Here is a 19166-nt window from a genome sequence, read left to right on the forward strand (position 1 = left end):
GAAGCGGGGCAAAGCAACTTTGCGAATGTGCGCGTTACAGTGGCGGCGACACGGGTTCGCCGTCACCTTGCTCCCTGTGCGAGTGCTCCAGGAACGATTTACCACCGATCTCGACGTCGTCCGTGTAACGAGCCCCGCCCTCCACCTGAACGGCAGGACCACCACCACCGCCCCTGCCCTGCATCCCACCGTTGAACGTCAACAGCTTTTCCGTTGTCGTGTTACCCGTGAACGTCGAATCAGGGACGTCGCCGAGCAATTGCTCCGTGCGCAACGTCACGCCGTCAGCACGTAGCTCCAGCTCCGTTGCGCCGATGCGAAATACGATGCGCCCGCCTGCCGGCACGTCGACGCGGTATTCGTGCTTCTCGTGGTCATAGACCTCCGACGCACCGTCCGGATAGTCCCACGCGGTCTCGTTCGGATTGGACCGAGCCGCACCACCGTGCTGATCCGAGTAGTAGCCCGGCGCCGCATATGCGCCAGCCAGATCGCCGGACGGCGCGAACATCGACGCCTGCTCGCCAACGGATGGCGGCCGCCAGAAGCGGACAATGCCCGCTGACGCCGTCTTCCACGGCATCCAGTCGCTGACCCAATCGCCGATCCGCACGCGGCACTGTGGCGGTTGATACGAGACGTCGTCGACAGTCCCGTGTTGCACCATGCAGGCCATGCGGCGATCAATCTCGCCCAGCTCGTAGTCGCTCATGATTCGCCGCCTTCCGCACCGGGATCCCAGTACTGCCCTTCGCTATCGGGGCCAGTGTCGGGATCGACACCCCATAAGATCGCCCGCCCGTCCGGGATATCGTCCAGCTCGATGCCGAGGCCGAATTCGTGCGTCCATTCGACGAGCCAAACACAGTAGGTATCGAGCTGCGGCCGGAACGGATCCTCCGCAACCTGCACGACCTTTCCCGGCGTGATTGGCAGTTCCCACGTGTTCCCGTGCACGACCATTGCGACGCGTGCCGCGACCTCCCGCACGGCCAGCTCCGCACCGTCGTCGATCGGATCGAACACAACGCGGGCCTGCATGCGTGCAATCAGCGGCACGTCGCCGGTCCCGTCGTCATGACCCGGTTCGAACTCGTTCAGCTCGATCGCGATCAAAGGCGTTTCGATTTTCTGACCGAGACGCGGGTATGCCTCGATCCGCTTTATCGTCGGCAGCTTCACACGCATGTCGCGCTCGATCGCCTCATGTAGCGCCTTCAGGTTCTCAAGCACGGCGCATCACCTTCTGCAGTTCGTAGTTCACTTCCTGACGGAGAATCACCATCAGCCGCGCCTCGCAGGCTTTCGCGGCCCGCCGAAACGCCGGGTCGCCCGATTGCTGCCACGCCACCGTCACCATCCGGTATGGCATCCGTTCCTTGCCGACGCGCTCGTAAATCGGCCCGTCCGGCTTGCGATTCGTCTGTCGCCACGCGCCCTCGAACGACTGGCGGCCGACTCGCATCCCCTTGCGCGTCTTCGTCGCATTGCCAAGGCGATGCGCCTCGATCGGGTTCAGACCGAGCCACACCTTCCCGGTATCAGCCGAGCGAAGAAAGAAGTAGAGGCGGCGACGGATCGCCTTCTGCGGGATCTTCGTCGCGGCCCCGACCTCTTTCGCCGTCTGGCTCTTGATCCACCCGGCAGTCTTGCGCAACGTCCGTCGCCACGCAGCCTGCATCGCGGACGGCGACAGCCCTTGCAGCACCGCGGTCGCCTCTTTGATGTCGATTTCGATCTTGAGATCGTCCATATCGCCTACTGGAGAATGAGGACTGTCCAGCCGGTGCCGTCCGGATGCGCTTCGTGCACGCGGTAACGCTCCCCGCTCGCGATCAGGACGCTGCCCTGCCGTACCCCGACAGCATCGCGATCACGCACGTGGAACACCGGCGCAACCAGTTGCGTACGCTGGCCACCGAGATCAGGGCCGAGCCAAGGAGACGCAAACATACCCTCGACGGGCCGGCCGTCGATCGTGATGTCCGCGTCGCCCAGATCGCGCAGCACCGCAGCGTCGACGTCCGAGATCAGATCCCGGAACGCCACGTCAAGCCTTCAGCTTGATCAGCGCTTTCGGGCGCGTGCACAGGTGGATCGGGTTCGACTGCGCCTCGATCTCGACGCCCTTGCCGAAGTCCATCAGCTCCTGCTTCGCGTAGTACGGAATCCCCGTCGTATTCACCGCCTCGACGTAGTCGGCCGGCGCGAAGCGCGTGATGAACAGATCGGACACGCCCTCCGGCACCGCATGCGCTTCGTCGTCGGCCACATAGCCGATGTCGCCGACGCGGCCGCGATAACGCTCGAACGTGCAACCGCCGAAGTCGAACGCGTCGCGCGCATCACCACGCAGCTGCGCGGCCATCACGGACGCGAGATACGTTTCCTTCACCGTCTTCGCGACGATCAGCTTGTTCCAGAACTCGCGCCCGCAGAGCACGCGCACACCCGTGTACGTCATCGCGCCGAGCGCATCTTCGATCGCGTCCTGCACCTCGACGCACTTCTGACGAATCTCGGTGGTCGCGGTCGACAGCTCGAACGGAATGACCGTCTGGTCGATGTCGAAGTACTTCCACAGGTCGATCAACACCGTCTTGCCGTCCGCGTCGAGCACCGCGCCTTTGATCGCGCCGATGCGGTGGAATTCGTGTGTCGCGTCGAGCTGGCGGCGCATCTTCGCGAGCCGGCGATTCACGACCGTCTGCACCGCCTCCAGCTCCGTTTCGGAACCGAACGCACGCAGGTTCGCGATTTCGTCGGCCATGATCACCGCACGCTGCGGCAGATGCACCGTGTTGAACGGGATCATGCTGCGCTTGCTGCCTGCGACAACAGCTGCTGGTGCACCGCGCTGACCAGCCGCGACAAGCGACAGCGTGTCGCCGTCGCGCTCGATCTGCACCGTCGTCGTCGTGATCCCGTCCTCTTCGAACAGGCCGAGCGTACCGATCCGGCCGGGAACATACGGCTGCTCGTTGATAGCAGCACTCAGCGACGACAGCGAAAACGCGTCGTCTTGAAACAGGGCGATATCCGCCATACAACCTCCGACATGAAAATGGATACAAAAAAGGCCACGCGGTTGGCGTGGCCTTGAATGGGGTGTGATGTGATCAGCGGACGATCACGTGTCGCTCGGCGAGATCCCCGCGACCGGCTGCATCGAGCCCCGTCAGAAGCCCGCCAACGACTTCGGCGAGCCGGACGACACCCGTCGCCGGTCGCGGCGCTTCGGACGCGACCAGCGGCGCGTAGAGCACGGCTGCTGCGACTTCGGAACCGTCGTTCGCGGTGTTGTCGTACGGCGCGTATTCGCCGGTACTGGTCACGCCGAGCACCTGCCCAGCCGGCAGCGCCGGACCTGCCTTCACCACGATCCGCTCGCGCGAGATCTGCCCGTTACCCTCCGACACGAGAAATTCGGCCGGCAGCACGCCTTGTTGCTTCACGTTCGACATGAGTATTCCCCTCCTCGGGTTACGTCAAAGTTACTTGCCGCTCTTGCGAGCCGCGTAGATGGACGCCGCACGCGGCGCATTCGCGACCACGGGCGCGTCTTGCGACGCAACCGGGGCAGCACGATGGTTGATCGGCTTTTGCGAGGCCGTCATGCGCTCGAACAGCCGCGCGCGCACCTGATCGGGCGACAGGCCGTCCGAGACAAAGCCGGCCGTCAGCTCGGTCAAGCTCGCGGCCAGACAGATACCGGCGATGTCCTGCGCGTTGCGGATCGCCGCGTCGACGCTCGCGCGATCCCGCAGGCCGGTCGCCAGCACGATGCCTTCCGCGCAGTGCTCGATGCGCGCGTCGCGGCACGCAGCGTACACATGCGCGGCGAGAACCGACACGTCCGGCCCCGGCGCAGGTGTGGGCGTCGGCACAGGATGAGGCGTCGGGTCGGGCGTTACCTCGCCGTCGTCCTCCAGCACGGCGCGGATCTCGGCCGGCACCGCCGCATAGCGTGCGGCGAGCCGTGCCGCGCCCGCATACGCCTCGATCCGGATCGGATCGACAATCGCGTCGCAGAAACCTTGCTCCTTCGCCTGAGCGGCCGTGAGCCAGGTCTCGGTATCCATGATCGCGCGGACCTCCTCTGCGGTTCGGCCGCTGCGCTCGACGTAGGCCGCCAACATGCTGTCGGACGTGCTGTCCAGCAGATCGGCGAGCTTGCGCAGATCCTCCGCCTCGCCAGCCGCAACGGTGTTCGGGTTGTGGATCATCAACCGCGCGTTCGACGGCATCTCGATCGTGTCGCATGCCATCAGGATCAGCGACGCAGCCGATGCGGCGACACCATCGACGCGTCCGGTCACCTTGCCGCTATACCGACGCACCGCGTTGTAGATCGCGAACGCATCGAACACGTCGCCGCCCATCGAGTTGATCGCGAGGACGATCGACGTCGCTGTCGACGCCACCTCGTCCAGCTTCGTCGCGAACAGTTCCGCGTCGGTGCCCCAAAATCCAATGTCGCCGTAGATCCGGATCTCGACCTCGTTCCCGCCCGCCGCGTTCGCTTGCGCGCGGATGTCCCACCACCGCTTCTTCCCTTTCATTCGCCATCCCCATTAGAAAGATCGCCCGCCCCGTCGACCGGATCGAGCGTGTCGTATCGAATCCCGAGCCGGCGCTCACGCGCGAGATCGTCCGCGTTCTCCTGATCGACCTGCTCCGGATCATCGCCACGCGAGAGCACTGCACCTGTCCGGCTCGCAAGCCCGGACCGGATCTCCATCCGCTTTGCAGTGACGTCCTGCACCGGATGGATATACGGCCAGCCCTGCGGCACCCACCGCACCCGCAGATAGTCGCGACGGCGTCGGTAGTAGTCCGCCATCGGCATCGCGCCTGACAGTGCGCAGGCATCGACCCACCAACGCCAGACCTTGCGGCAAAACTGATGAATGAACACGTTCCACTGGATCTGCTCGATCGACCGGCGGAACTCGTTCAGGATTACCCGCAGCACGCGATCGCTCACGTCGCGCAGATCACCGGTCATGACTTCGTACGGCATGCCGACCGAAGCCGCAGCCGCCATCAGTTGCTGACGCATGAACGGCCCGTAGTCCGTCCCCGCGCCCGGCGGCTCGGCGAACTTGACGTCCTCACCCGGCGCCAGCTCCTGCATGCTTCCCGGTTCGAGCGAAACGACCGGCGAAAAGCCGTCGACGTCGTACTGCATTTCGCCGCCCGTGACGGGATCTCCCGGAAAGCCCGGCTCGGTCGGCGGCTTCGTGATGAACCCGGCGAAGAGGTTGCTGACCTCCTGCCGGAACAGCACCGCGTCGTCGAAGTTGTCCAGCGACTTGAGCCGCAGCAGCACGGTCGACAGTTCGGGAACGCCTCGTACCTGGCCGGGCCGCAGCGCGAGGAACACGTGCGCGATTTCGTCGGCCGGCACGCGAACCGTCTGCATGTTGGCCGTCGACGCACGCCCGTACTCGCCGGGATGACGCTGCAGCAGGTGATACGCAACGCGTCGACCGTCCGCGTTGAACTCGACGCCGTTGACGATCTCGCCGCCGCCGGGGACGATCTCGTTCTTCTCCATCGGCAGCAGATCGCCTTCGAGAAGCCTGATCTGCATCGGGACCGCCAAGCCCTCGCTCGGGCTGCGGAACTGGCGACGTACCAGTACCTCGCCGTCGCTGAAGAACGCGCGCGCAGCGAGCGTCTGCACGCCGGCCATATCGAACAGGTCGTCCGCGTCGATCTCCTCGCAGCTATCCTCCCAAAGTTGCTTTTGCATCTTGCGGATCGCGTCGTTCGGATGCTGCGGGTGCGCTTGAATACCGTTCCCGATCGTGTTCGATACGAGCCGCGCGATCGCGGTCTTCGCCCATGGGTCGTTTCGAATCGCGTCGCGTGCACGCGAGCGCAGCAGTGGCAGGTTTTGTACCGCCGCCGCATTCGGTCCAGCGCCCGACGTCCGCCACGATTTCGCCCGAGCGCCGGTCGTGCTCGCCGACTCGTAAGCCGCAGCCTTCAACCGCGTCGGCACCACGAACCCGCGCCGCGCGAGTGACGGAAAGCCCGGCTTCATCGCACCCCCTTGCCGGCGTGACGAAGCCGGACGATCGACGAACGTCCGGCCGCGCCGTTCAGGTCGCGAATGATCTCGGTGCGTGCCTCGCGCAGCTCGCCGATCGAGCGATATTTCACGCGCCGGTCGGCATACTGGACTTCCAGCTCGCCCTTCGCGATTGCAGACTGGATGTTCTGCAGATCCTGTTTTGTGTATGCCATGCCATTCCCTCGTTTAGCGCCGCTTCAGGTACGTCGATCGACCAACACGACGCCCCTGAATGCGCGAAACCCCGCTCGGGGGCGGGGTTTCGGTGGGTTTTGCTACTTGCGGCGACGGCCGCGGCGTCTCGATAATCTCGGACACGTCCGGCGGATCGGGCGGCACCTCGGACGGCAACGCCGCCGGCAATGCCTCCAGCACCGGGACCGCATCGAACAGGGAGACCTGCGATGCACGATGCTGCTCGACCTGCCAGTGCGCCTCGGTCATCAGGTGCACTTTCACGCTGCGGGCCGCATGCAGCGCGTACCCTTCGCAGTCCAGCGCCTCGTTGCGCGGACTGATCTTCTTCCACACGCGCTTACCGCCACGCGGCCCCGGCACCTTGACCTCCGCCGTGAGCTGCGACAGGTAGTCGCTGCGCACGCCGCTATACCAGTGCATGCGGCCCGGCCCGTCGCCTTCGAGCTTCAGTCGGTTTTCGAGGATCAGATCCTTCGCGCGGCTCACACCGACCATGTACGGCCGCAGCCCGTACTTCGCAGCCTTGCTGTTGTTGCGCGTCGAGTCGATCGACGCCTTCGGTACGCTGAAGATCTCCGCGTCGATGTTGCTACTGCCCTTCGCGGCCATGACGTTGTAACCGGCCTTCTGCGCCGCGCGCACGTACTTGTAGACCGCGTCCGACGTCGCTCCGTCTGACGAGTCGATCGACGTTGCACGTACACGCATCAGCCAGCCGTTCTCATGGCGGTATCCGTGCGACAACAGCATCGTCAACGCGCCCCAAACACCGCCCGTCATCGGGTCTTGCTGCTGCTCCGTCACCTTGCCGTAGATCTCGCCCCACACGACGAGCCAGCTTTCCTCGCCGCGCCCCCATGCGCGCACGACGATCGCGAGGCGGTCGTGCTGCACGTCGACGCCAAGCGTCAACACCAAACCGCCGAGCGGCACCGTCAGCTCCGCGTACGGCAGCGCACGTTGCGCGAGCACGTCCAGCTCGGGCAGGTCGGTCTTGTACTTGTACGCCCGGCCCTGCGAGTTGTTCACGAACGAACGCATCTTCGTATCGTCGCCCTCGCGCAGCGCCTTGTCTGCCGTCAGCCACTTCTTGACCAGCTCGGCCATGTTCGAGCCGGGGAACGGCGACACCAGCTCGTTGATGCGGAAGCCGGCAACGCCGTGAAACGGTGCCGTCGCAACCCATCGCCCACGACGGACAGCGCGAATACGCGTCGCGTCGTCCCACAACGAGCCGCAATGCGGGCAGGTGTAACGGGCCGTCTCCGGTTGTGCGCGGCCGTAGACCTCATGCACAACTTCGGCGCCCTCGCTCCACGTGACGTTTTCCCACGCCAGCTCATGCTCCTCGTCACAATCAGGGCACGGCACCAGATACACGCGCTGATCCGATGCCGCGTAAGCCTGCTGGATACGCGACAAGCCGTCGATGGTCGGCGTGCCGCCCAAGATCATCTTGCGTCGCCGGGCCGAGTAGCTCTTGTTCCGCTCCTCCAGCAGCGTGATCGAATCGCCCTGCTCGCGCACGTTCGTGTTCGCGTCGTCCGGCTCCTCGACCGCAACGACAGGGGCCGGCGTCGACTTCACTTCGTCCGGCGCGTTCGACGTGATGAACTTCAGGAAGCCGCGTGCGAAGGTCTTGTGGTCCCACAAGTTGTTTTTGTCGCGGGCCGCGTGAACCGGCAATTTCGCCGACAGGCGAGGCGTCACCTCGACCATCGGCTCGAACTTCTCCAGGTTGAATTTCTTCGCCGTCTTCTCTTTCGGGAACATGACGATCATCGGGCACGGGTCAACGTCTATCCGCTTGCCGATGTAGTTCAGCAGCACGCCATCTGTCCACGCGACCTGCGCTGACTTCATACACACGATCTTCTGCACGGTCGGATCGTCCAGCGCGTCGTGCATGCCGAACACCCACGGCGTGATGTTCGGGTTATACCGGCCGGGGCTGGCCGAACCCTTCGCGCTCAATCGACGATGTTTGCGTGCCCAGTCCGTCGTCCCAATCCGCTCCGGCGGACGCAGCATCGTCGCGATCCGGCGAATCACCGCGTGGACTGTCTGGGTCGTATTCAGAAAGCTGCTCAAGGCATCCATATATGTGCTCGTTCAACCATTCGACGTCCACCTCGACGCCGTATAGCGTGCGCAGCTCCTGCACCAGCTTGTCGGACAGCGACAGCAGCTCCGTTTGAAATGCGCCGACCATCAGGCCGTACGCCTGTTCGAGCTGCGCCGCATTGACGAGCTGCCCCTTCTTCTCGGCCAGCGTCAGGAGCTTGATCTCCCGATCGACGATCTCGGTCTTCGCCCGTTCGGCGACGAGATCGATTCCCGTACCGCTGGAGCGGCCAGCCGCGACCTCGCGCAAATGACGTATGTACGCGACGCGGATCTCGTCGATCGACGCCACACGGTAATCGAGCTGGACCTTGTCGACGAACCGCGAAACGGCCGACTGGTCAAGGTCGAGATGGTCAGCGATCTGCTGCTGAGTCGGCATGAATATGACCCCCTATGGAGACTCGCCAGTAGAGAAAAAACGCGGGTGCGAGCCCCCGCATGCTGGGCCGCTTACAGGGTCCCCCGCTTGCCTATCAATGGCTCATCCCGGACTTCCGAGGGAACGTCGGGAGAGATGCCTACGTTCATACGCAACCGGGCCCAAATATTGCGCCTCGGTAATTTGTGCACACTACTAATCGATCGCGTAAAAACCAGAACTGGTACGCGCGCAATCTACGAGGCACACTGGAGGCTGGCTGCGGGCCTAGGGGCCGCGTTTGCACTCTCGCAACCATGGATGTGGATATGGTGACGATCCTTCTCGCCGAAGACGACGAAGCAACGCTGCATGCGTTTTCACTGCTACTTGAACATGCTGGCTACCAAGTTATTTTGGCTCGGAACGGTCAGGAAGCCCTCGCCAAGATATTGGAAATTGCAGTGGACCTTGTGATAACCGACTGGTCAATGCCCGACATGGATGGCGTAACGCTTTGTCGGGCACTCCGCACACATCCTACGTTTTCCCGGCTTCCGATCGTGTTGATGTCTGCAAATCAGACTCCCTCGGACGAAGGGCTATGGGACGCATTCCTCCAGAAACCTGTTTCCTGGACGATGATCGCGCAAACCGTGCAGTCTCTTGTCACGGTGCCGCGCACATAGACTCCTATTGACGCGAACGATGCATCGGTCGGGTCACACCATTAATTCAACTCGGTTCTATGCCGCACGTTGCACGTAGGTGACCTATTCCTCCGGGGCCACAAGAGACGTCTGCGGAAATCCACGAAGGACTAACTATTGAACGTACCGGCGCCGACCGTGACATCCGAGATCTCGCGATCGCCGGCCCGGTCCATCGCCCACACGATTCGGTCCATCGCGTCGTCAAACACGAAGCACCGCGCGGTAACGCGCCCCATGCTTCGATCTTCATCCCACGTCGACCAGACCTCGCTCGGCCCGGCGCTTGTCGACTCGATTCGCATTTCAGCGCCCCAATGCAAAAAGCCCTGAGGGCTTTCGCACTCAGGGCTTCGATATTCATTTCGTAAGGGCGAACGCCCTCCCAACAGATCCCGGCAGACAGTTATCGTTGTTGGTCGCGGCGCTCCCGCGATTCAGTACGCCTGTCGGGCGAAGGTCGCGACACGAGTATGCGGTCGCTCATTTATCCAGTGACGCGGTAAAGGATGTGCAAAGTTTACGCGATCCGCTCTTGAAATGGAATACGTTTCATCCTCGCAATTGTCGACGCAATGTGTCGTACACCGATCCATCTACCGTATCCAACAGCGCGAGCAGGTCGTGAAAGCGCCACGACCAGTTCTTCCGATACTCGTCGAGCGATACACCAAGTGCGTGCGCCCGGCCAGCATCGTCGACCTGCCGTTTGCCGGAACCGGAACAGTCAGGGCAGATGTGCCGGCCCTTTGTATCCGACACCGGCGACGCGGCGATCCGCCCCATCCCGACGCAGTCGTCGCACGGTTCGTATTCCCGAAAGACTAGCGGCCCGTTACGCCCTTCGAAGAACGGGATGCGCTCCTCCGATACACACACCTTCCCGCTGCCCCCGCATACATCACACGCGTGCGCTGATGTCGTGACGGCACGCGCTCGACGCACGACACCACGCCCTTCGCACTCGACACATTGATCGTTCACCCACTCATCCAGCAATCGCAGCGCGAAGCGCTCGATGACGTCGACCTTCGACCGCTCGACAGCGTGCCCGGCACGTTGATCCCGGCGCTCGTCGCGCGACAGGCCCGTGAACCGCGCACGCTTGAATCGGCCCGACGTCCGGATCATCTGCGCCAACAGCAACGTTGCACGTCGCACCATCGCAGGCGTCGGCAGCGGCCCGGCCTTGATTCGGGCCAGCAAGCTCCCGAGATCGTTCGCAAAGGCAAGCGCGCCCAAAGTAACTTTAGGATCGGCAATCGGGTCGGTGAACTGACCACGAACGCTCATCGCAACGCCCACCCGCTCTTTCAAATCGATCATGACTCTCTCCTACTCGTCCTAATGTCTCAATGTCCCAAGGGAAAAGGCTTGCAGGGGTGCGCGCCCGCGACATGCGACATGCGCCGCTCACGTCGCGCATGTCGCGCCCCTGCACCCGCGCCCGAGACCGCACCTTGGGACGTTGGGACATGGGACGTCCACAGCGCGCCAAGACGGGCCAAGTGGCGCGCTTACCGTGCAGGCACAGCGCGCCACGCGATTACAGCGGACTGTCGTCATCACCTGCTGCGACCAGTTCGCGCTCCGCTCCAGGCTCTTGCTCTTCCTTCACGTAGTACCAACCCCGCGATCCGGTCGACTCGCGCTTGCGCACCCACCCGAGCGACTTCAACGCCTTGCCGATGCGCCGCTGCTCTGCCAGCGTCCATTTCGACGTATCGAGCTTCAGGATGTCCGCGAGGATCTCTTCCATCGTCGTGCGCGAGACGAATTCCAGGGCCTTGGCGATCTTGTCCTCGTACACGTCGCCTTCGTAGCGCTCCGCCTGCTCGATCTCGAACAGCGGGCGCTCATGCTCTTCGACGTGCCACACGACGCCCGAGCGATACAGGTGCACGGCTTCCGCCCAGAGCTGATCGCGAACGGCCACAATGCCGTCGATGTCGACCAGCCCGCCGACACGCAGCGGCCAGTAACGCCGGTTGCCCGATTCGTCTTTCAGGTACGTGTCGAAGTTGACCGAGCCAGCGAACACGCACTGACGCGGGACGTCCGTCGCCCGCTTGCCGTAGAAGTTGCGGAACCGGTCGACGGCCGTCGCGAAGAAGCTCTTCACCGCCGACGAGTCGGCCTTGTTCAACGAGTCCAGCTCGGCCAGCTCGATCACCCACTTCCCGGCCAGCACCGCGTACGTGTCCTTGTTGCCGATTTGGATCGGCGTATCGGTGAACCACGGTGCGCCGGCCAGCACCTTCAGCGCCGTCGATTTGCGATGCCCCTGCTTGCCTTCGAGGATCAGGACGTTGTCGACCTTGCAGCCCGGCTCCATCACGCGCGCGACGGCGGCGATCATCCACTTCATGAACGCGAGCCGCACATACTCGCTGTCGGCCACGCGCAGGTATGTCGACGGCATCGAGCGCACACGCGGCACGCCGTCCCATTTCAGCCCTTCGAGGTATTCGCGCACTTCATGAAAGTGCGTCGCATCCGCCACCAACAGAACCGCGTTCATCACGATATCGGTGCGCACCGAGAGGCCGTAGCGCTGCGACAACCAGAGCGCGCAACGCTGATCGTCCATGTCAGTCCACTCGCCCTTCACGCCCTGCGGGAACGGCGGCGCTTTGCGCTTCATCACGCGGCCACCGAAGTCATCCTGCTCGATGACGCCCTGCCATGCCTTGTGATTCGACAGGATCATATGCACGTTGCCGAGCGTCGGCAGCAGCGTGCCCTTGTCCGACCGCGCGAGATCCTGCTCCCACGTGTGCGCGCCGTTCTCTGCCTCGCGGCCATCCCATTCCGGCTGTTTCGCGGCAGCGGACGTCGCCGCGAATTTCATCGGCGTGTCGTCCGCGGTCGACACCGCCACCGTCGCCGGCCGAATCTCTTCGTTCGCTGGCGCGATGACGCGCAAGATTGCCGCCTGCACCTGCGCCTGGACAGGGTCGATGCCCTCTTCGACGTGCAGGTCGTTGAAATCGGTCAACTTGCGCTCGCCGCGATTGACGAATGCTGGATAGACGACGCTGACGTCGACGACCGTCGCTGCCGCCTCATACGCACGCTTCAGGCCCGTGTTCTCGAAGCGCTTACGGCGCAGCGGCATCACGTCGTTTCCGTAGCTCACCTCGACATACGGCACGCCATTGTTGTCACGACGGCGTGACACGGCGACCATGTACCACGTGTTCTTCGCCTCGATGCGTACCGGGTCGGCGCCAAACACCAGTTCACCCCGGAAAGCGAACTCGTCGGCGAGCCAGTCGCGCATGCGCTGCTCGATCTTCCAGTCGTCGTCGGCGCAGACCAGCACGTGCACATCCGGATACGTCGCACGCAGGTAGCGCACGGCCGGGAGGATGCCGCCCGCGTCGAAGCAGACACTGACTGCAAACGCCTCGTCGATTGCCATCCGGATCGAGCGCGCGGTCGCGTAGCCTTCGGCGACCAGCACGATCTGGTCATCTGCGCCGACCTCGCCGAGCAGATACGACGCGCCCTTCTTTTCCATGCCTTTGTTGAAGCGCTTCGCGCCGTCCGGCGTGATTTTCTGCAAACCGACGAGCCAAGCGTCGTCGCCGTATTGATACATCGGCACGAAGATCGTGCCGTCCGCGTCGAAACGCACGCCTTCGGCCGTGATGCGCTTGCGTTCAAGATAGGCGGACTCGCCGTGCTCTGCCGCGCGGTTCCACTGATCGCGCGCGCGGTTCGCGGCGAGCTTCGCCTGACGCGCATCGCGCTCGGCCTGCTCACGGTCGGCGGCTTCCTGCCGGCGACGCGTCTCCGCGAGCACTTCCTCGCTCATCGGTGCGCCGCTCCATTCGAATCGCTCGGTGCCCGGATCGTCGCCCGAGAAATGGCCGAAGGTACCGCCATAGCCGATTACCGCGCCCTTGCTGATGACCTCGCGAAGCTGATACCAGTATTTCTTGCGCGGCCCGTACCGGTGATGCTTGCCGTCCGCGATCGGATGGCCGGCAGGCAGGTCAGGATGCCCTGCAGCACGCAATTGCTGAATGATCTGGTCCAGTGTCGCCATACAAAAATTCCCTCGATAAAAGTTACTTTGGCCGCATGTCGCGGCCAGATCACAATTCGTTGAGTTGCGCGCCGTTAGCTCACACGACGAGCCGCCTCCAACTCGACGAGACGACGGTCGCGCTCGACCTTGTGAGAAAAGCTTCGCCATGCGGCCCGCCCCGCCGCATAGCACTGGCGTCCGCTCGGCGAGCGGCTGTACTGCGATGCGCCGCGTCGCAATGCGCTACTGATTCCGTTCACGTTCACGGGTGTCTCCGGTTATTTGCCACGCAGTCGACGCCATTCCGCCGACATGAGATCGTCGAACGCGGCAAGGTCCTGCGCGCAGAGACGATCGGTAAGCTGGTCGCGGAACGCGTGACGTTCCGCCTTGGTCGCGAGCGCGGCGCATGCGCGCGCAGCTCGCTCGATGAACAAGCGCACGCGCCCGGCTGCGTTCGCTTCCGCAAGAATCGGAGCGAGGCGATCGGGGAACGTGGCGAGCAATTCGGACAGCAAGCGCCCCGCTTCGGCGGGGGCATACTCGAATCGGGATGCGAGCGTCGTGACAGCGCATGCCAATTGCTGCTCGGGCGAGCAGCAAAGGCCGATATGCTCACGGGCAGGACGGCAGCACCCCATGCCGGGCTTAAACCGCTCCATGACGACGACGGCGACGTGCGGCAAGGTTGCGAGCAGCATGGATCAAGCGCTGGAACAGACGCTGGCCCTTGCGGCCAGTCGCGATGATCTGCTCCGCTCGGCTGTCATCGATGCGCTGTTCCCCAAGAACGCGCGTCACGTCGTCTGCGACGCGGCCGACGTGGGCCTGAAGGTGCAAAGCGGTCGAGACCAGATGCACGTCCACGCCCGGCCCGATGTCGTCATCAGCGCCATGCTCGTCGACGTATTCGGCAACCAGCCCGAAACGCGCATTCAGCGCATGGAGCGCATCGAGCGCGTGCGCCTTTGCCTCGGTCTTTTCTTGCATCCATTCGATCAGCAGCTCGAACATCTCCATCGACAAGCGACTGTCGCCTACACCACGCAGGCGCAGACGAAGCGATTCCGGCGTGATGTTTTTTCCGCGCCGGACCGTGAGGTGGTTCGCCGCATCGGCGACGCCGCCGGGCGTATTGCGAACGGACGTATAGAGGACGTCCAGCCATTCGGTACTGTCGTATCGGCAGGTCATAACGTTTGAGATCGGAGCGTTTCATCCTGTCGCGACGCGCGAAACGTCACTAGGATTCGAGATGTGCGATCGAAACCGCACCGTTAGCTGTTGCAGACATGCGTTGCGCTTGGCGATGGCCCCGATTGGCGGACGAAGGCCCAATCGACCCGACTGTTCAGTTCCTCACATCGCACGGCACCGTGGCAAAGCTGCTCAATTGGAGGGCAGTGTTCAGCCGGCACCCGCCGGCCCGCCTGCTTCCATTGCTGGACCGCCGCGCGAGTCACGCCAAGGTGATCTGCAAGCGACTGCATAGTCAGCCCGGCCGCTTTGGCGGCCCGATCCAAGGGGTGTTCAACGATGTTGTCCATGAGCTTCCATCATCAGCGCAATGATAGAAATTCTAACATTCGAGGGATAGAAAATATAGCCATATGCGCGCAAGATTTTCTTACCATTGAGCGCATGGACATCGGTGAATGGATAAAGGCGAGCCGCGAAGCTGCCAGCCTCAAGCAAGATGAACTCGCGGAGCGATTGGGGAAGACGCGCGGCAACGTGTCAGCGTGGGAGAACGGCCGTCACGAGCCAAGCTTCGGCCAGATTCTTGAGATCGCACGTATTACCAAGCATGCAATTCCCATCCCCGGCGTTGCGGGTACGCCCATCGGGAACGTTGTCCCGGCGAATGTCGGCACTCGTCGCATACCGCTGATCAGCAGCGTGCAAGCCGGCCTGATGAGCGAGGCAATCACTCCGTTTCCACCTGGCGGTGCGTTCGAATACCTGCTAACCGATCTAGAGCTATCGGATCATGCGTTCGCCCTTGAGGTAGAGGGGGAATCGATGGCACCGGAGTTTATGCCCGGCGATAGAATCATCGTTGAGCCAGCCATTGCGCCTAGGCCGGGCGACTATGTCGTCGCAAAGAACGGCAAAGAAGAAGCCACGTTCAAGAAGTACAGGCTTCGTGGCGTGAGTACGACTGGCGCGGAAGTGTTTGAGCTGGTCCCACTGAATTCCGACTATCCAACGATAAATAGCGAACACGAACCCGTTCGGATCATTGGCGTGATGGTTGAACACCGTCGATATCGCAGGCGATAACTCGCTCTCCCGCAGTCCCGCTTCGGCGGGATTTTTTTTGCGCACCCACTCCTGACTATTGCCCGCCCGATCTCAATAGATAGATTTTCTACCTCAGAACGATAGTTTTTCTTGCTCTCGATAGGATAGAAAATCTATCATCCTCACGTCACAACCTATCGTGAGGAACTGATGAATCGCGAACTTCCACAACTGCACGCCTCGCAACCCACCGCTCACCACCGTCAAGCGAGCTGCCTGATCGATTGCCAGCTCTACGACCGTCACGACTGGCTCCGCGACGAGCAAACACCCCGCATTACCCCGTCCGAGCCGGCACGCCAAAGCAACTTTGAAAAATCGAAGATCTTCCGCTGGACTGTCGTCGCCGCTCTGCTGTTTGTCGTCGTGAACGTGTTTCAGGACGACCCTGTCGTCGCTCCGACGACCGCCCACCACGTCACCGTCTAAATGCCCCGACATTGCCGGGGCGAGTGGCCCCGGCGTCATGGAGACCGTCATGCCGCGCATTACAGTAAAAGCCGAACCTCTCTTCGATGTCGAACGTCGAGATACCCTCTCCCTTCACACCATCACGCGATACGACCGGAACGCTCGTCTTCCGTCGACCCCGATTCTGATCGGCAAGTACGTAGTCGGACGTCGCCCACTGCCGGACAGCGTGCATACGGAGTATTTGATCCTCGACGGCACTGAGATTGCCCGTAGACAGATCTCGATTCCGGACGAAGGCAACTGCGCCGACGCAATCAAACGCCTGCGCGACGCTAAGCGCGCAGCAGGTGTCGAGGCGTCGAACGCGATCGATAAAGCGAAGAAGCGTGGCAAGACGCGGACAGCGGCCCCGCAGGAGGTTGCGTAATGGACGACCGCACGCAACTGCTCGACCTCACCGCGCCGATCCCGACCGGCAACATCAAGGCTGCCGCCGCAGCGGCCGGCGCAACGTCAGCGGACCTATGGATGGTCCCATACGAACAACTTCACTACGACCCGTCCGACAACATCCGACCGGTTGACCCCGAATGGGTGACGCACCTCACTGCGTTGATGATGGAGAACGGGTACGACAAGGGCTCACCGCTCCATTGCTACGCGCGGAAGGTCGCGGGTAAGGATCTGCTGTTCGTATACAAGGGGCAGCACCGCTACCTCGCGGCCGGTAAAGCGATCGAAGCGGGCAAGGACATCGGGAAGATCCCGGTCGTCGTCCGTGACGCCAAGACGGTCAACCGCGCCGAAATGGTTATCGACGGCTATGTCAGCAACAACGGCAAGCAGTCGTCGCCGCTTGATCTGGCCGCTGCCGTCGCAGAACTGCGCGACATTCATGGCATGACGCTTGCCGCCATCTGCAAGCGCTTGAACGTCACCGATCAAACGATCCGCGACGTCGGCCTGCTCGAACGGGCACCGGCCGAACTGCATCAGCTCATACGGAACGGCCAATGTACCGGCACACTGGCCATCGAGCAGATCCGCCTGCACGGCGGCGACAAGGCGCTCGAACGCATCGTCGTCGGGATCTCCAAAGCCGCTGAAGCCGGCAAGACGAAGGTAACCAAGAAGCACCTCGAAGCAGCGCCCCTGCTCGATACGCATCCGGACGCGGAACCCTCTCCCCAGCACGTAGCCGCAGCCGCCAGCAGAGGCACCGACAGCGACGCCGCACCGCTCGTCGCGTCAACGGCCGCGGATGCCACGATCGAGACGCAGGCGCCGATGCAGGCAGCGTCGCGGCAAAGCGCCCCCACCAAGATCAGCGAGAAGCAGTCAAAGCAACTTTTGCAGGCCCTGCAGGCTGTACTCCATGACAAGAACTTCGGCCGACTGGCAAAGCCGACGGTCGACGCAGTTCATACCGCGCTGATGCCGCTCGCCGATCTACTCGGCCACCCCTCAACCACAAAGGTCTGGCCGTTGTCCGAGCCGGATGCAAACGGCTGCTGCGAGCCTGTCGATACGGTATGCGGACCTGAGCGAACCGGGAGAATCAAAGGCCCGCTGGCCTACATTCGCATCGCTCAACCGGCACCCGGCGCGTGGATTTACGCGATCGAATACAACACCGGGACCAGCTTCGCGAGCGACCCGCTGAAGGTATCGCACCAGACGCGCGCGGTATGGACGCGCGTTCAAGCGATTCGTTCCGGCGCAGCGCGGCTCATCGAGACGATCAAATCGCCGGTCCACGGGCGAACCAAGGCCGAGCAAGCATCATTCAAGCGCATTCTCGAATGGGCGCACGAGATCATCGGGATGCCCGATCCCGACATGACGGCCGAATTCTCCGCTGCCACCGCGAAGGGTGAACGCCCCGATTTGTCGGATGTGCTGACGGCCATCGGGCACAAGCAACGGATCGCGTCGAATCGGGCGCTACTCGACGCCGCATTCCCGACTTACAAGGCAAAGCTCGCTCTTGGCCCTGCGTCCGCATGGCCGTTCCCGACCGGAGCCGCAAATTGAACCCGCGCCCGGCCCTTTCTACCCCACGTCCGCTGCCGCGAAAGCGGGAACACGCGGAGAAGCGCCCGGCTATCGCACTTGCGAGCGTCAACGGCACTTCTACGCAGTCAGACTGCAGCGGGCTGACGCCCGCAAAAGCGATCCAGAAGGACGAAGCCTTGGCGGATACCCGCCAAGGCAGGCTCACGCGCCTCGACGCCCTTCGCCACGAGATCCGCGCGTTGATCACGGAGATCTCGCACGCGGCCGACGTCGAGCTGCTGGACTTGATGGCCGACGAGGTCGGATCGTTCGCTCGCCACAAGGCGGCGCAGGACGCACGCACCTGGGCAGCGACCGCTGGGATCACGCTGGAAACCGGCTTGATGCAGCTTGGCCGCGCACTGCCGCAACGTGAGGCAGATTCAAAGAACCAAGGATTCGAATTGAAATGATCCCATCCCGGAATAACCCGGCCGAAGTGTACGGACTCAAGCCAATCAGGCAAGACAGCAAAGGCCCTCTTTTTAGCAACCTCGATACGCTGACGATGGTTGCGAATTACATCAACGCCGACTCTCACTACTTTCAACGCCGACTTAAAGACATGAACACCGATTTCGCAAAGGCTGAATCCACCACGCAAGATGCAATCGCCCTCTTCGAACGCTCGCTGTCCCGCATGATCGATGCCGAGAAGCAAGTCTCCGAGTCGACGAAAAAAGCGGCGGGGAGTGTTCGGAAGTCGGCAAACGAACTCGGCGACACGATGCAACGTCTCCTGAAAACGGCCGACATTGACCGCCTTGAGCGTTATGCCACCGTCCTCGAACGCATGGCAACCGCAATGCAAGCATTGGCGAGTTTGGAGATCGACGGCAAGCTCGATCGTATCGTCAGCGCCATTCGATAACCGAGGACCGA

General features: G+C 62.8%; 23 protein-coding genes. 7 read left to right on the top strand and 16 right to left on the bottom strand.

Translation table 11 applies throughout. The features are described from left to right. Positions 1-34 precede the first annotated feature (34 nt). The 11 genes from CFB89_RS12195 to CFB89_RS34840 all read right to left on the bottom strand — a co-directional run bounded on the left by CFB89_RS12195 (position 35) and on the right by CFB89_RS34840 (position 8786). Entirely contained in the window at positions 35-712 is a 678-nt protein-coding gene (locus CFB89_RS12195; protein ID WP_089468121.1) for a phage baseplate assembly protein V, read from the bottom strand. Further along, complete coding sequence (locus tag CFB89_RS12200) at positions 709-1233, bottom strand: hypothetical protein (RefSeq protein WP_089468122.1); 525 nt, start codon at positions 1231-1233, stop codon at positions 709-711. Before CFB89_RS12200 ends, CFB89_RS12195 begins: the two co-directional genes overlap by 4 nt. Further along, positions 1226-1753: a phage tail protein gene (locus CFB89_RS12205; RefSeq protein WP_089468123.1), complete on the bottom strand. Its 528-nt coding sequence runs from the start codon at positions 1751-1753 to the stop codon at positions 1226-1228. Before CFB89_RS12205 ends, CFB89_RS12200 begins: the two co-directional genes overlap by 8 nt. Before the next feature lie 5 nt (positions 1754-1758). Beyond that, positions 1759-2049: a hypothetical protein gene (locus CFB89_RS12210; protein WP_089468124.1), complete on the bottom strand. Its 291-nt coding sequence runs from the start codon at positions 2047-2049 to the stop codon at positions 1759-1761. Position 2050: 1 nt separating this feature from the next. Beyond that, positions 2051-3046 carry a major capsid protein gene (locus tag CFB89_RS12215; RefSeq protein WP_089468125.1) on the bottom strand — a complete coding sequence of 332 codons (996 nt, stop codon included), beginning with the start codon at positions 3044-3046 and terminating at the stop codon, positions 2051-2053. Positions 3047-3119: 73 nt separating this feature from the next. Continuing rightward, complete coding sequence (locus CFB89_RS12220; protein WP_089468126.1) at positions 3120-3464, bottom strand: head decoration protein; 345 nt, start codon at positions 3462-3464, stop codon at positions 3120-3122. 30 nt (positions 3465-3494) lie between these two features. Continuing rightward, complete coding sequence (locus tag CFB89_RS12225) at positions 3495-4562, bottom strand: head maturation protease, ClpP-related (RefSeq protein WP_089468127.1); 1068 nt, start codon at positions 4560-4562, stop codon at positions 3495-3497. Then, the gene (locus tag CFB89_RS12230) at positions 4559-6052 is read right to left on the bottom strand and encodes a phage portal protein (RefSeq protein ID WP_089468128.1); all 1494 of its coding nucleotides are present in this window, start codon (positions 6050-6052) and stop codon (positions 4559-4561) included. Before CFB89_RS12230 ends, CFB89_RS12225 begins: the two co-directional genes overlap by 4 nt. Further along, positions 6049-6255 (bottom strand): phage head-tail joining protein, encoded by a 207-nt coding sequence (locus tag CFB89_RS12235; RefSeq protein ID WP_059609091.1) that lies wholly within the window; start codon positions 6253-6255, stop codon positions 6049-6051. Before CFB89_RS12235 ends, CFB89_RS12230 begins: the two co-directional genes overlap by 4 nt. A 13-nt stretch (positions 6256-6268) precedes the next feature. Next, entirely contained in the window at positions 6269-8254 is a 1986-nt protein-coding gene (locus CFB89_RS12240; RefSeq protein WP_179233419.1) for a phage terminase large subunit family protein, read from the bottom strand. After that, a complete protein-coding gene (locus CFB89_RS34840) occupies positions 8217-8786 on the bottom strand; it encodes a MarR family transcriptional regulator (protein ID WP_179233420.1) in 570 nt (189 codons plus the stop codon). Before CFB89_RS34840 ends, CFB89_RS12240 begins: the two co-directional genes overlap by 38 nt. A 308-nt stretch (positions 8787-9094) precedes the next feature. Between CFB89_RS34840 and CFB89_RS12245 the strand changes: the two genes are divergently transcribed. Further along, positions 9095-9454 carry a response regulator gene (locus tag CFB89_RS12245; RefSeq protein WP_179233421.1) on the top strand — a complete coding sequence of 120 codons (360 nt, stop codon included), beginning with the start codon at positions 9095-9097 and terminating at the stop codon, positions 9452-9454. A gap of 573 nt (positions 9455-10027) precedes the next feature. On the opposite strand, the gene CFB89_RS12255 is transcribed toward CFB89_RS12245, so the two are convergent. From CFB89_RS12255 to CFB89_RS12275, 5 genes are all read right to left on the bottom strand, one after another. Further along, positions 10028-10801, bottom strand: a complete 774-nt coding sequence (locus CFB89_RS12255; protein ID WP_089468132.1) for a zinc finger-like domain-containing protein — start codon at positions 10799-10801, stop codon at positions 10028-10030. Between the two features lie 220 nt (positions 10802-11021). After that, positions 11022-13529 (bottom strand): VapE domain-containing protein, encoded by a 2508-nt coding sequence (locus tag CFB89_RS12260; RefSeq protein WP_089468133.1) that lies wholly within the window; start codon positions 13527-13529, stop codon positions 11022-11024. A 260-nt stretch (positions 13530-13789) separates the two neighbouring features. After that, positions 13790-14173 carry a hypothetical protein gene (locus tag CFB89_RS12265; RefSeq protein WP_089468263.1) on the bottom strand — a complete coding sequence of 128 codons (384 nt, stop codon included), beginning with the start codon at positions 14171-14173 and terminating at the stop codon, positions 13790-13792. Next, entirely contained in the window at positions 14160-14705 is a 546-nt protein-coding gene (locus CFB89_RS35305) for a hypothetical protein (RefSeq protein WP_089468134.1), read from the bottom strand. The genes CFB89_RS12265 and CFB89_RS35305 overlap by 14 nt, the downstream gene beginning before the upstream one ends. 83 nt (positions 14706-14788) lie before the next feature. After that, entirely contained in the window at positions 14789-15058 is a 270-nt protein-coding gene (locus CFB89_RS12275; protein WP_072465517.1) for a YdaS family helix-turn-helix protein, read from the bottom strand. Between CFB89_RS12275 and CFB89_RS12280 the strand changes: the two genes are divergently transcribed. From CFB89_RS12280 to CFB89_RS12305, 6 genes are all read left to right on the top strand, one after another. Then, the gene (locus CFB89_RS12280; RefSeq protein WP_256979663.1) at positions 15057-15794 is read left to right on the top strand and encodes a LexA family transcriptional regulator; all 738 of its coding nucleotides are present in this window, start codon (positions 15057-15059) and stop codon (positions 15792-15794) included. The two genes, CFB89_RS12275 and CFB89_RS12280, sit on opposite strands and share 2 nt — an antisense overlap. A gap of 171 nt (positions 15795-15965) precedes the next feature. Further along, positions 15966-16244 carry a hypothetical protein gene (locus CFB89_RS12285; RefSeq protein WP_256979664.1) on the top strand — a complete coding sequence of 93 codons (279 nt, stop codon included), beginning with the start codon at positions 15966-15968 and terminating at the stop codon, positions 16242-16244. A gap of 37 nt (positions 16245-16281) precedes the next feature. Continuing rightward, positions 16282-16656, top strand: a complete 375-nt coding sequence (locus tag CFB89_RS12290) for a beta-hexosaminidase (protein ID WP_256979665.1) — start codon at positions 16282-16284, stop codon at positions 16654-16656. Further along, positions 16656-18263: a pyridoxal phosphate biosynthetic protein PdxJ gene (locus CFB89_RS12295; protein WP_089468135.1), complete on the top strand. Its 1608-nt coding sequence runs from the start codon at positions 16656-16658 to the stop codon at positions 18261-18263. Before CFB89_RS12290 ends, CFB89_RS12295 begins: the two co-directional genes overlap by 1 nt. Continuing rightward, positions 18260-18697 carry a hypothetical protein gene (locus CFB89_RS12300; protein ID WP_179233423.1) on the top strand — a complete coding sequence of 146 codons (438 nt, stop codon included), beginning with the start codon at positions 18260-18262 and terminating at the stop codon, positions 18695-18697. The genes CFB89_RS12295 and CFB89_RS12300 overlap by 4 nt, the downstream gene beginning before the upstream one ends. Continuing rightward, a complete protein-coding gene (locus CFB89_RS12305) occupies positions 18694-19155 on the top strand; it encodes a hypothetical protein (RefSeq protein WP_089468136.1) in 462 nt (153 codons plus the stop codon). The genes CFB89_RS12300 and CFB89_RS12305 overlap by 4 nt, the downstream gene beginning before the upstream one ends. Positions 19156-19166: the final 11 nt, after the last annotated feature.

Origin of the sequence: Burkholderia sp. AU16741 (assembly GCF_002223345.1) — a bacterium.
GTDB classification, from domain to species: Bacteria; Pseudomonadota; Gammaproteobacteria; order Burkholderiales; family Burkholderiaceae; genus Burkholderia; species Burkholderia sola.